Here is a 13,558-nt window from a genome sequence, read left to right as displayed (position 1 = left end):
ATGAAAATGGCTTCCGGTAATCGGGAGCTTTTTTTCGTATCAGGTCAAAGCGCTTGCCAAACGATGCCAAATTGTTTTAGAATCATACCTAGATATTCTATGTATCGTATTTCTATGCATAAGGAGGTATCTATGAAAATTAACAAGGAATTGATGAAGGGCAGTACGGTTATTCTCATTCTGACCCTGTTGGAGCAAAAGCCGATGTACGGCTACGAGATGAGCAAAGCCATGGAAAAGAACTCAAATGGCGTCCTCTCGCTTAAAGAAGGAACACTCTACCCGATATTACACACGCTGGAATCAGATGGAATGGTCCATTCGTATTGGAGTGAGGGCGAAGGAGAAAGAAAGCGGAAATACTACGAAATTACGCCAGAAGGCAAAAAATATCTTCAGGATAAAAAACAGGAGTGGGTCACTTTTCGTACAGCCGTAGATCATGTACTGGGAGGTGGACAGGCATGATGGGAAAGGAACGGATAGACCATTACATACAGCTTGTCTGTAAACAAATCCGTAATAAAGAGGTACATCCCTCAATTACGCTAGAACTGGAGAATCATATTGCCGACAAAATCGAAGACTTTCGCTCCATGGGGGTTGGCGAAGAAGAGTCCGTAGAAAAAGCGATAGCTGCCATGGGCGATCCTACTACTTTAGGTCGACAGCTTCATCAGGCACATAAGCCTCGCATGGAGTGGGGAATATTTGGACTTGCAGCCGTTTTGATTGGGTTTGGACTGTTTTCCATGTATTCGATCAACGTCTCTCGGGATGAGGGGGGACTGCTAGAACGACAGCTGATCGGGGTGCTGCTTGGCAGCATCGCTTTCATCGCGATTCTCTTTGCCGACTACACCAAGCTCAAACGATACAGCAAGCACCTGTACTTCCTGACGCTTCTTCTTTTGCTCTATAGCTTGCTAACCAGAAATACGATTAACGGGCAGCCACAATTCCTTTTAGGCAGCTGGTATATCAATATCTTTGCCATAGCTCCCTACCTTCTCATCGTGTCGCTGGCAGGGATCTTTGCGGAATGGAATTGGAAAGCGAGTTACTCTTTTATAAAAATCCTTGCTATTTTTGCTCTACCCTTGCTATTACTGCTCGGAGGAAATAACACATTTTCTCTCCTGCTGTATCTCGTTGGATTCCTTGTGCTCATTCTCACTTCCCAGGCATACCGACGAATCATTCTATCTTTTCTTTGCACTTCGATCCCTGCCGTTGCAAGCTTGATATATTTTTCTATGAACCTCAACCAATGGGAGCGACTTCTTAGTTTTCTTGATCCTTATGCCGATCCAAACGGCAGAGGATACGTGCTCGTACAATCCATGAAAGCCTTATCCTCCGCAGGGCTCTGGGGCAATGGTTTCGGCTCACGCCTGGATGCACTCCCTGCCATCGAGTCCGATTTCATCTTCACCTATCTGGTCTACAGCTTTGGCTTGGTAGCCGGGGCGGCACTGGTGCTGATTGGAATAATTCTGTTCGCCCGTCTGCTTAGAGCGACAAAACTGGTAAAAGACCGTTACGGCTTCCTGCTTTTGTCCGGTTGGATGGCAGTCTTCTTCACTCCGTATTTCTGGAGTATTTTCATGACCATCGGACTTGTACCACCCACCTCCGCTATTCTGCCATTTGTCAGCAATGGAGTTGTGCATCTCGTCCTGCAAATGGCCTTGATCGGGCTGGTTCTCAATGTCTATCGCCGTAAAGATATCATGCAGCTAACGAAACAGTAAGGATATCACAAGCAAAAAGGGAGTGGAGCCTATAAGCGGCCCTACTCCCTGCTTTTTTCTATAAATGAATCGTTTTCTTAAGCCGGAGCAACTTCCAGCATACGCTCCAAAGAAGCACGCGCAGCATCTGCAACATCTTTTGGAACAAAAATCTCTGGCTTCATATTTTCCAGTGCTTCCACACATTTTTTAAGGTTGTTTACCTTCATGTTCGGGCAAACGAGGTACTTGGAAGCGAAAATAAACGTTTTCTCTGGGCTGTCTTTTTCCAGCATATAACGTGTGCCATCCTCGGTACCGATAATAAACTCTTTGTGAGACGATTCGCGGCAGTATTTGAGGATTCCTGTTGTAGAACCGACATAGTCCGCCAAAGAAACGACTTCAGGACGACATTCCGGATGCACGACAACGACTGCTTCCGGGTGCTGCTGCTTCAACGTCATGATGTCTTCTACAGACAGCTGGTCATGCGTATTGCAGTAGCCTTCCCAAATAATCATTTTCTTGTCTGTAAACTGCGAGACATAGTGGCCCAGGTTTTTATCCGGCACCCAAATGATCTCATCGCTGTCTACAGACTCGATCACCCGCTTCGCGTTGGACGACGTACAGCAGATGTAGGTCTCTGCTTTGACATCAGCAGAAGTATTGATATAAGCCACTACCTTCGCGTTTGGATGCTGTGCTTTCAGCTTGCGAAGACCCTCCACATTCACCATGTCGGCCATCGGACAGCCTGCTCGTTCGTCAGGGATGATTACTGTCTTTTGGGGATTGAGAATTTTTGCACTTTCTCCCATGAAGTGAACTCCACAGAACAAAATCACATCTGCATCGGTTTCTTTCGCTTTTTGAGCCAAGCCAAAAGAGTCCCCGATAAAGTCAGCTACTTCCTGAATCTCTGGACGTTGATAAAAGTGAGCAAGAATAATGGCGTTTCTCTCTTTCTTCAGCTGCATCAGCCGTTCACGTAACTCAGCGTTTCGCTGGGCTTTTTTTTCTAACGCTAAAGCGTCCATGGAAAAAATCCCCCTACGGTGGTGTCATAATTTACGGTCATTGTAAGCTGATTACCTAGCCTTGTCAATGTATCTGGTTTGCCAATACAAAAAACCGACCTTTTCCAGATCGGTTTGTATATGCTTATTCTTATTTGCCGATGATGCGTTCACGAATAAATGTAGCGACACCGTCTTCATTATGGTGTGGAGCGATATATTTCGCCAGCTGCTTGATTTCCTCGGACGCATTTTCCATTGCCACCGAATAACCGGCCCCAGTCAACGCTTCCCTATCGTTCTCTGCGTCACCAAAAGCCATTACTTTCTCTGGCCCTACGCCCCATTTGTCGCAAAAATACCGCAGACCCTCCCATTTGGAAACGCCCTGAGGGATGACCTCGACATTGTGGCTTCCAGAAGAAGTGATGTTCGCACGCATACTCCACGGTTCCAGCTGCTGGCGAACCCATTCTAATTTTTCCGGATTGCTGTGCCAGATAAAGATTTTTACGATCTCGCTTTCACCGGAATTCACCTTTTCCACCATTTCTGCCAAGGGAACGATGCGAGCCAGCTTGTAAAAAGCAAATCTGCGCATGAGCATGCCTTCGACCGAGATATCTTCCTCGATCAACTTTTCAAGACGCTCACGGTCTTCTTTCACCATCATGCGGCTACTGGCTGTATCGTGCAGCTCGTAGTAAATCGGCTCCGCTCTGAGCATATGAAGCATATCAAACACGATGTCCTTAGGCAACGAAATACGTTGAACCAACGTCCCGTCTGCCTCGTACAAAGTCGCTCCGTTGCTGCATACATAGCCGTCGAATGGAAAGGAATCGATGGGGATCTGTGCCGACCCATACGTTCTGCCCGTAGACAAAACCAGTTTACAGCCATGCTCTCTTAGTTGACGACACGCTTCTTTGGTAACCTCTGTCATTTGTGAGTCTTTGTTTAACAAGGTCCCATCCATATCAAAAGCAGCCAAGCCCGGTGTGAGTAGCATCCCTTTTCCCCTCTCTCATGTCTTTTTGTATCAATATCCTTCATGTGAAAAAAAGGAGCACCTGAGGCGCCCCTTATTGTTTCGGTTCTTCTTTTGTATCTTCTTCTTGCTTTTGCTCCGTTCCTTGTTCTTGAACGGTCTCTTGAACTGCATCTTGTTGAACTGGTTCTTGCTTCGACAAAATATTGACTACCACATCTTTTGTTTCGAGTGGGTCATTTGTCATTTCACCAGTTTCGATGAGTTGTTTGATTTGTTCTGCATCCAACGTCTCTACACGAAGCAGAGTGTTGGCAATCAGATCGAGCTTGTCGCGATGTGTAGTCAACAGCTCTGTACACTTCGCATAGCACTCGTTAATAATATTGCGCATTTCCTGATCGATCTCATATGCGATTTGATCAGAGTAGTTGCGCTCGTTACCATAATCGCGGCCCAGGAATACCTGTCCCTGGCTCTTACCGAACTGCATCGGACCGAGCTTGCTCATTCCGTATTCGGTAATCATGCTGCGAGCGATAGCAGTCGCGCGCTGGAAGTCATTGTGAGCACCGGTACTAATATCACCGAGCACGATTTCCTCTGCAACACGTCCGCCCAACAGACCAACGATCTTATCAAGCAGGTCAGTCTTGGTAGCGAAGAAACGGTCTTCTTTTGGCAGCATCACTGTGTATCCACCGGCTTGGCCGCGCGGAATGATTGTTACCTTATGTACCATTTCTGCATTTCTCAGGTAGTAGCCGATAATCGTATGACCAGCTTCGTGGAATGCAACCAGGCGTCTTTCGTCTTCGCTAACCACACGAGACTTTTTCGCCGGACCAGCAATTACGCGGTCAATGGCTTCGTCCACTTCCAACATATTAATTTGCTTCTTGTTTTTACGAGCTGTCAAAAGAGCTGCCTCGTTCAAGAGGTTCTCCAGATCAGCGCCTGTGAAGCCCGAAGTACCGCGAGCAATCACATCCAGCTTTACGTCCTCACCAAGCGGCTTGTTGCGGGCATGTACCTTGAGCACCGCTTCACGTCCCTTGATGTCAGGGCGATCTACTGTAATTTGACGGTCAAAGCGTCCCGGACGCAGAAGTGCCGGGTCGAGAATGTCAGGGCGGTTGGTCGCAGCCACCATGATGATGCCTTCGTTTCCACCGAAACCGTCCATTTCTACGAGCAACTGGTTGAGAGTTTGCTCACGCTCATCGTGGCCGCCGCCGAGTCCAGCTCCGCGTTGACGACCAACCGCGTCAATCTCGTCAATAAAGATAATGCAAGGCGCATTTTTCTTAGCATTTTCAAACAGGTCACGCACGCGGGATGCACCCACCCCGACGAACATCTCCACGAAGTCAGAACCAGAGATGCTAAAGAACGGAACGCCTGCTTCACCGGCTACAGCACGAGCGAGCAAGGTTTTACCTGTACCTGGAGGACCTACGAGCAGGACCCCTTTAGGAATACGGGCACCAACAGCGTTAAATTTGCGCGGGTCTTTCAAGAAATCAACGACTTCTTCCAGCTCCGCTTTCTCTTCGTCTGCACCCGCTACATCGTCGAATGTAACGCGCTTCTTCTCTTCATTGTAAAGCTTCGCGCGGCTTTTACCGAAGTTCATTACTCGGCTTCCGCCACCCTGGGCATTATTCAAAAGGAAGAAAAACAGAATGAAAATGATGACAAACGGAATGATGGAAGTCAGGAACGTGAGCCAAATGCTGTTGCCCTCGGCCGGATTGACCTCTACCTTCTTCACTTTTTGTTCATCAATCTTCGCTTCTACCAAAGAGATAATATCAGAGTCATACAAAAACACATTGGTAAAGAATTTGTTGCTTTCCTGTCCCGGAATTGCCTTGGCCAACGTACCTTCGATGCGGTATGTACCGTTCTCTGGTCGAATAGACAACTCAGTAATGTTGTCGGCCTTCAGCTGTACCCGGAAATCCTGATATGTAAGTTTCCCAACCTTATCAGTACCGGAGAGGATGAAATTCACGATCCCGACCGTGACAAGAAAAATCAGTAGGTAGAACCCGGTATTACGAAAAAAGCGATTCATGCCTTACCTCCTCTCACGAACAGACACTTTTCACATTTTATCATAGTAAGCACAGTCTCCACAACAAACCTACTTCGTGTAGACTTCAGGCTTCAATACCCCAATGTACGGCAGGTTACGATACTTCTCGGAATAGTCCAGGCCGTATCCGACAACGAATTCGTCTGGAATATCATAACCGCTGTAATCTGGTGATAAATCCACCTTGCGACGCTCTGGCTTGTTCAGGAGAGTAACCACTTTAACAGATGCTGCCTCACGATGGCGCAGCAGCTCAAGCAGTCGGCTCAGCGTCAGTCCGCTGTCCATGATATCCTCTACTACCAGTACGTGCCTGTTTTGCACAGAGGCATCCAGATCCTTCAGGATTTTCACCATGCCAGAAGACTCTGTTCCGCTTCCGTAGCTGGAAACAGCCATGAAGTCCATCTCGCAAGGAATATCCATGTGACGGATCAAATCAGCCATAAACACAACTGCACCCTTTAGCACGCAGATAACCAAAGGATTTTTATCCCGATATTCTGCAGCCAATGTCTTGCCCAATTCCTGTACTTTGTCTGCGATTTCTTTCTCTGATAGCAAAATCTTCTCGATGTCTTGATTCATGAAAAAACCTCCCGCCAATCTTCTCCAAACTCTATCCGCACGTGTAGAAAACGCCTGGTCTGTTCACTTACTGGCGCTACGGCGGAACGGCGCACGCCCGGTACCAAAATCACCTCATCGCCCGCCGTTAAAAGCGGAAGTTTGTCCCGCCAGACTCTCGGGAATTTGGCATCAATCAGTAAATCCTTCAGCTTTTTTCCATCTGCTGAGCCAAACAGGGTGAGACGGTCTCCAGGCTTTCGGTTACGCAAATACAGCGCTCCAGGCAAATGATCGGCATCAAATACCGCTTCATTCTTCGGAAGTCGCTCCAAATCCATGGGACCCTCAAGGTAAGTAATATGTACCGTGGCCTTGCTCTCATCGATCCAGGTACTACCCGGAACGGCGAGTTCGTAACAATACGTATGTATGCGATCTTCCCGCCCGCTACGACGAAAAAGAATTCGGCCGTACATCCGGCTTACAACCAGTTGCCCCGGCAAATGCAATTCCGCAGAGGGGCGACTTCCCCCTAGCATGTGCAAAACGGTCTCCACATGCTGCGAAGACCATTCGGTTTGTTTTGAGAGATAACTTAATATTAGAGTAATCATTCTCCTTTGTAAAGCAACGTCACAAGTTTGAAACTTGTCTTTCTCAATCACGACAGAGTCGCGTTTTGTCTCCATCGCAACCTGTTCCAAATGCTCGCCTGCGAGCTTCATCAAAAAGGCTTCGTCCTGGCCAATGGCAGCGGCTGCATCAAGGATATGCTCACGGTAGCGCTCATTGACTTTCGCTAGTAGCGGCATCACATCAAGCCGCAATAAATTGCGCGAATACTTGCGTGATTGGTTGCTGCTATCCTCTCGTGGCTTCAGCTCATTTTCCAGACAGTAGGCTTCCAGTTCTTTACGGGTTTTATGCAAAAGCGGCCGAATCAGCTCCATCTGACTATCCTCAAGCATCCGCCGCATAGGCATCCCCGAAAGCCCATGGAGCCTAGTCCCGCGCACAAGACGAAACAGGATTGTCTCTACCTGATCATCCGCATGATGGGCGACTGCCAGCTTTGTCGCTTTGTACCTGGCTCCTACCTCCTGATACAGGCGATAACGAATTTCCCTGCTGGCTTCTTGCCCTCCCATACCCGTTTGTTCCATATAAGCGGGCACGTCATACTCAAACAGGTGAAAGGTAACGCCTAGCTTTTTGCACAGCTCCTGGGCGTATAATGCATCCTGCCGCGCTTCCTCACCGCGAAACCCATGATTCAAGTGAACCGCGTGAAGCTTCCAACCGTAGTGATAGTTTTCATTCAGAGTCGCCAAGATATGCAAAAGAGCTGTAGAATCATTTCCGCCGGAAACTCCTACAACAACTGTTTCGCCTGGGTTCAGCAGTTTTTCTGATTCAATCTCGTTGCGTACGTCTGCCAGCATGACGCGCTCCTCTCCAAATCGTCAACACAGAAATGCCAAACATCAGACCGGAAGCGATCGCTCCTGCTACCATCATCGTCTTGGTAGCGAGCGTAATGCCTTCTACATAATCATTGTTCACAAATGCCAGCATGGATTTGTAAGCCAACGACCCCGGCACGAGCGGAATAATTCCCGCAACGCTAAAGTTGGTAGAAGGGACACGCAATATGATGGATAGTAACTGGCTTAACAAGGAAACAACCGCAGCAGCAACAAATGTGGACAACAATACCTCCGACCCCAACGTAGGAAGATAGGAAAAGACCAAAAATCCGATCATTCCCGCAAGTCCTCCCGCAAAGATCGTACGAATCGGGACGTTGAACAGCACACACCATGCGGTTGATGAAATCAGGCTAAGCACCATACCCTGCAGCAACATCTGGGCTCACCTCATAAACCATAGAATAATAGCTGTAGCTACCGCGACGGAAACAGCTGTCAGCATCGCTTCCACTCCGCGCGAAACACCTGCGACCAAATCTCCCGCCATCAAATCACGCAAAGAGTTGGTGATCGCGATACCAGGGAACATCGGGAGCATCGCACCGATAATAATGATGCTAATGTGCAGCTGCGGAAAAATTGTCACAGCCAGCAATGCGAATAATCCTCCCAATAAAGCCGCAGAAAACTCCGTAAAAAACTTCATTCGTACAAACTGTTCCAAATATTCCTGACTCAGGTTGACGATCAGCCCTGCCAGAGCGGCCGGAGCGAGATCGTACCAGGTTCCACCAACCAGCATAGAAAAGGAGCCGCTGGCTATCGTGGCTGCCATATGTTGCATCCATTTGGGATACAACGGCTTTTTTTGATCGATTTCACGCAGTGTCAGATACGCTTGCTCCAGATTGATTCCACCACTGACAAACTTTCTGGAAACATCGTTGACCAATGTAATTTTGTTTAGATTGGTTGTTCTTCTAGGAGTACGAACCATACGTGTATGGTCCTGCCCCTTGCAGCGGAAAGACAAAATGATGCTCGTCGGCGTTGCTGAGCTGTTGACATCATCCATTCCTGCTGCCTGTGCTATCAGCGCCATCGTCTCTTCTGTCCGGTAGGTCTCTCCACCGTTCTTCAAAATAATCGAGCCAGCCAATAAGCATGTATCCATCACCAAATCTGAGGACACGACTGTCACACCCTTCACATGAACCATGCATAATACAAAGTTCCAGCCAAGAGCAGCAAAGAGGCGACAAACAGGCCACTGATTCCTTTGCCTGCAGGTTTGGATGCCCGCTTTGGTTTCTGCATAGCGGCAACAGTCTGCTCTCGCAGAATGGCCAGCAGCTCTGCTCTCATTTCCCCCGCCGTTGCGAACTTTCCGTGGAAGGCCTTAAGAAGAGACACTCGATAGGGGTATAGTCTGTCACTTTTCCGTATTATATCACAGAGCAATGCCGTCTCGCGCGGGTCGCCCAAGCTACTTTTCCACGTTTCCTTGTCGACCATAAGTCGCACCATCATGACGGCTGTTGAGAACAGGTCGTATCCAATCTCTGCTCGTCTGTCACCTGCGTGCCAGGCAGCCCGATCATACTCTTCGGTAAATTGACGAACGGCATTGCCCAGCTTGGTTACTCCGCCAAAATCGATCAGGCGTACCTGCTTGTCAGACTGGGTCACCATGATGTTCTCTGGCTTCAAATCGCCAAATACCCAGCCGTGCTTGTGAAGAATGTCGAGCCGGGCAAGAAGCTGGACAATCATCACTGTCACCCACTCTGTCCCGGCCCGCTGTATATAATGATCCAGCTGTTCCCCATCCAGGTATTCCATGGCATAAAACGTACAAGGCTTGCCGTTAAGGACAAGATCATCCACATCACACAGGAGCGGTCCCACTCGGGAATCCCGCCCCTGCTGTACGCTTTTTAACACGTTTACTTCCATTAAGATATCTATGCCCTCGAGCCCGACTTTAACCGCCCGCTTTATACCGTCCTGAGAGGTTAGATACACGGCTCCATTCGCACCACGTCCCAGCTCCCTTAGGACGTGATACGATTTTTTGTTCCATTTGCCCTGAAAATACTTCGGCAGATCCGGAATATTCACTTTAGAAGACATGGTCACGCAAGCTTCCGTTGTGATCGTCATCCTCTTCCATGCTGGCATAACGGTCAGATAACGACTGAGGGAGCTTTACCTGCTCAAACAAAGCGATCGCTTCGACAATAGCTGGACCTGTAGGAGTAATCCCACTCATCGCCAAATCGCTGGTGATTTGATGGGCCTGCTCTACTTTTTCTGTCCACGGAATGCGAATGTCCAAATATTTATGTTTACCCGGGAAAGAACCTACCGCCATTCTGCTCTGTCCGCTTCGAGAATGCAGGCTGATACTGAAATCGTGAATCGCCTGTTGCACAGCAGACAGCTTTGGCTTCATGCTACCCGAGGTGTCTACCAGCATGACCACGTTGAGGCTGCTTTTTTCGCCCAGCTCATCTACCATCCCCGCGACTTGTACCCTTTTCTCCGGGGCCAGCTCCTCTATTCCGGAATCGCCCAAAATCTCTTTCAATTCTTTATTGACCACTTGATGAATCGTTCTCGTCATTGCCTTGCGCGTCAGCATTTGTACCGTTTGTGCCAGCTGCTGAGGATAGACGATATCACACAAACCGCCTCCAGCTTCTGCGATATCCCGAATCTCACGTTCTCCCTTTTCACCCAGCTCACTTTTATCGATGACGCCAATCACGTTGACCGTAATGCCTTGCTCTCGTGCCAGGGAAGCCGCAGCAACCGGACTCATACCGGAATTCGAGCAGCCATCGGTCACCACCAAAATTTGTTTAAGTGTCGCTTCTTTCACAAATAATCTCCCCATTCTGCCTGTTTTAGCAACAGTATCGACGGGGAGATCGGAAATCATACTCTTAACTTACAATCCGTGGACGCTCTAGCTTCGGCATCCCATGGACCTGAATCGCTGCCCATTGTGGTACAAATCGGTCGATGCGGGCTACAAGTACCGTCATGTCATCGACAATATTTCCGGAATGCTGCCGTATCACTTTTTCCAGCAAAAGATCAGCCACTTCCTGAGGATCATCGGTTTCGAGCTCACTAATAATCCGCTTCATCCACATCTGGCGATTCTCGATATGCCGCGGGGCCTCATAAATACCATCAGACATCATGATTAACAGATCTCCAGGCTTTAGCATACGGGATACGACATCTACTTCGATTTCCTCTAGTATGCCCACTGGCAAATTGTTCGCTGTGATCGTTATGACGTCATGGCTTCTTTTAACAAAGCTGGGTGTAGAACCAATTTTGATAAACCGGGTATGAGCGGTTTGAAGGTCAATCAGTGCCAGGTCAACAGTGGCAAACATCTCCTCAGTTGAGCGCAGGGCAAGCACTGAATTCACCGTTTTGATCGAAATTTTTTCATCCATTCCCGAGCGCAACAGTTGCTGGAGCATGTCGAGCGCGGATTGGCTCTCCAGAGAAGCTCGCTCCCCATTTCCCATCCCGTCACTAATCGCCAAGGCCATTTTTCCATTCCCTAAATCCATCGTGCGGAAGCTGTCGCCGGACAATAGCTTGCCGTCCTTGGCAGCTCCAGCCACGCCGATTTCAATTTCAAACGTTTTGGCGGAAGCGAGGCACATCGTGCACGAGCCGTCTTTTTGCGCTTCACAATGCCGCTCCCTGACCACGATATTCTCTCCCAATATTTCGGTTAGCATGGGGGCAACAATCTTGGCGCACTCATCCCTTCCATAGCAGGTGGGCTGACTGATCTCGATATCTACCTTGCCTTCCTCCAAGCTGTGTATGTCAACGCGGCGTACAGAAAGACCCAGTCCTTCCAGCGCCTTCGAAACTTGCTTTTCCTGTAGGCTCAGCTCCATGCCCTCCCGTTGAATTTCCCGGGCAAAGTCACTCATCACTCGCGATACACCCGACAGCTGATCAGCGACGAGCTTGCGGCTTTCCTTTACCTGCTTCTTCAGTTGATCAAACGACTCCTGTCGATCATATTCCTGCTCGATCACAGTCATCACTTTTTCCGTTTTCACACATTTCCGTTCCCAATCCCGAGGCGGTGTTACGCCAGCAAGCGTACCATTTTCGTACACCTTATCCATAAGATGGCGCATACCTTCGTAGGTAGACTGCATATCCTTTTCCCAACACTGTTCTTTTTTCCAGCACCTCTGGCATGTGAATTCAGTTACGCGACTGAGGAAGGCATCGGCCTGCTCCTCGATCTCATCCCGATCCGCCGTCTGGGCAAAGCTATGTGACAGCTGCGTAAACAAATCAGAGAACTGCTGAATTTTTCCTGCAGTAACATCACGGACACGACGCATATATTCCTGATGGGATTGGAGATTTTCGGGAGTTCCGGGTATAAATCGGGCAACCTTTTTCCACAGAGCTGCCGGTGTCAAAATAAACAGGGCGATCGCAATTGAAGTCTCAACTAATGAGAGGTACAGTGTCTCTTCTGCCCCGCCATATATCGCAAGTATAGCTGTTCCAATCAAAAGTCCTGCGGAAACCCCTACTTTGCCGCCTTCCTTCAATAAACCAGCCAAAAGACCGGAAAACGCCAGTAAATTAATTTGCAAGAGTGCACTGACATTTGCCAAGCTTAGAATCAAGCCAGTAACTACACCTACAGCCGCACCTATTGTGCCACCTCCAACGAAGGCAAATACGAGAAGCAGATAGCGTGAGAGTACATGCTCCATCGACACTCCCTCTACCATCCAATCGACCGTTCCTGTCATCAATGACGCCAGCAAGATGACCAACGACACGATCTCTTCGTTTTTCAACGGCTCATAGGGCTTGGCCAAATGGATGATCGAAAGTGACTGGATAAAGATGAGCGTCAAAACAAAACCGAGTACCGCTTCGACTGCGATCATCACCAGCTCATAGGTGTTAACCTGGTTGGTCAACACGGCATAAAGCAAATGACTGATGAATACCGTCGTTACGACTAAAAGAGGCGTACGAGAGAAATCCTTTCTGCGCGTTCTCTCCATGATCTTGCACACAACCAGCGCCAGCACGACGCTGAGGACTGTCTGCAAGCCAATGGGGACTGACTGAGTAAAAGCTCCCAGAATCAGAGCAAACCCGGTTGTTAGGATACAATCTCGCCGGATATAAAACATGACAATGAAATAAGGTATGACAAAAGGGGTCAGTTCTTCGAGAATCAACGCACGTCCGAGCAAGAAGCCCATCAGGAGCGGAAGGACATTCCACTTCTGTGCTGCATCAGCCACCTTCTCTCCCCACGTTCGTGTAGTTGTATCCATTCGTTCTGAAACTTGCCTGGTCCATACCTGTCCGGCTCCAGTGACATTTTTGTTTGCGATCATTCCGTACCACCCCGTTCTTGTTCAATGTGTTTCTCAATTATACGGAGGTGGTATTGTAAAATTTGTCAAAAAACCAAAGAGTATTCACAGAATCGTGCGACAAATTCATTAACGTATTTGGACAAAAAAAACCGACGTTATGGCGGATAACGTCGGCTGACAGGTGATTCGCGCTTTGCGAAACGGGCTTACGATACGTATTCGTCATTGCTTTCAAATGCCCTTCCTGAATTTGCAGTAAAATACACTTTTCTCAAAGAAAGAAAAGTCATAATCTTCGGAATAACA

12 protein-coding genes are annotated in these 13,558 nt (G+C 48.4%); 2 read left to right on the top strand and 10 right to left on the bottom strand.

Annotation, left to right across the window (positions count from 1 at the left end):
• The first annotated feature begins 132 nt into the window (after positions 1-132).
• On the top strand, positions 133-468 hold the full coding sequence (locus C3B52_RS29415) for a PadR family transcriptional regulator (protein ID WP_103109921.1): 336 nt from the start codon (positions 133-135) through the stop codon (positions 466-468).
• Positions 465-1,754, top strand: a complete 1,290-nt coding sequence (locus tag C3B52_RS29410; RefSeq protein ID WP_103109920.1) for an FtsW/RodA/SpoVE family cell cycle protein — start codon at positions 465-467, stop codon at positions 1,752-1,754. Before C3B52_RS29415 ends, C3B52_RS29410 begins: the two co-directional genes overlap by 4 nt.
• Positions 1,755-1,831: 77 nt before the next feature.
• Here C3B52_RS29410 and nadA read toward each other — a convergent pair whose 3' ends face one another.
• From nadA to spoIIE, 10 genes are all read right to left on the bottom strand, one after another.
• Positions 1,832-2,776 carry a quinolinate synthase NadA gene (nadA, locus tag C3B52_RS29405; RefSeq protein ID WP_103109919.1) on the bottom strand — a complete coding sequence of 315 codons (945 nt, stop codon included), beginning with the start codon at positions 2,774-2,776 and terminating at the stop codon, positions 1,832-1,834.
• A gap of 130 nt (positions 2,777-2,906) precedes the next feature.
• A complete protein-coding gene (locus C3B52_RS29400; protein ID WP_103109918.1) occupies positions 2,907-3,767 on the bottom strand; it encodes an HAD family hydrolase in 861 nt (286 codons plus the stop codon).
• A gap of 73 nt (positions 3,768-3,840) precedes the next feature.
• Positions 3,841-5,826, bottom strand: coding sequence for an ATP-dependent zinc metalloprotease FtsH (gene ftsH / locus C3B52_RS29395; RefSeq protein WP_103109917.1), 1,986 nt, complete (start codon positions 5,824-5,826; stop codon positions 3,841-3,843).
• Positions 5,827-5,895: 69 nt separating this feature from the next.
• Complete coding sequence (gene hpt, locus C3B52_RS29390) at positions 5,896-6,435, bottom strand: hypoxanthine phosphoribosyltransferase (RefSeq protein ID WP_103109916.1); 540 nt, start codon at positions 6,433-6,435, stop codon at positions 5,896-5,898.
• Entirely contained in the window at positions 6,432-7,859 is a 1,428-nt protein-coding gene (gene tilS, locus C3B52_RS29385) for a tRNA lysidine(34) synthetase TilS (protein ID WP_103109915.1), read from the bottom strand. The genes hpt and tilS overlap by 4 nt, the downstream gene beginning before the upstream one ends.
• A complete protein-coding gene (locus tag C3B52_RS29380; RefSeq protein ID WP_103109914.1) occupies positions 7,831-8,283 on the bottom strand; it encodes a threonine/serine exporter family protein in 453 nt (150 codons plus the stop codon). Before C3B52_RS29380 ends, tilS begins: the two co-directional genes overlap by 29 nt.
• A gap of 6 nt (positions 8,284-8,289) precedes the next feature.
• Entirely contained in the window at positions 8,290-9,039 is a 750-nt protein-coding gene (locus tag C3B52_RS29375) for a threonine/serine exporter family protein (protein WP_103109913.1), read from the bottom strand.
• Between the two features lie 14 nt (positions 9,040-9,053).
• Positions 9,054-9,980 (bottom strand): serine/threonine protein kinase, encoded by a 927-nt coding sequence (locus tag C3B52_RS29370; protein WP_201264959.1) that lies wholly within the window; start codon positions 9,978-9,980, stop codon positions 9,054-9,056.
• On the bottom strand, positions 9,970-10,731 hold the full coding sequence (locus C3B52_RS29365; protein ID WP_103109911.1) for a vWA domain-containing protein: 762 nt from the start codon (positions 10,729-10,731) through the stop codon (positions 9,970-9,972). The genes C3B52_RS29370 and C3B52_RS29365 overlap by 11 nt, the downstream gene beginning before the upstream one ends.
• 64 nt (positions 10,732-10,795) lie before the next feature.
• Positions 10,796-13,270: a stage II sporulation protein E gene (gene spoIIE, locus C3B52_RS29360; RefSeq protein ID WP_103109910.1), complete on the bottom strand. Its 2,475-nt coding sequence runs from the start codon at positions 13,268-13,270 to the stop codon at positions 10,796-10,798.
• Positions 13,271-13,558 lie beyond the last annotated feature (288 nt).

Source organism: Brevibacillus reuszeri (assembly GCF_002897295.1).
In the GTDB taxonomy this organism is placed as follows: domain Bacteria; phylum Bacillota; class Bacilli; order Brevibacillales; family Brevibacillaceae; genus Brevibacillus; species Brevibacillus reuszeri_A.
The sequence above is the reverse complement of the archived record's forward strand: the minus strand, read 5'-3'. Positions and strand labels throughout refer to the sequence as shown.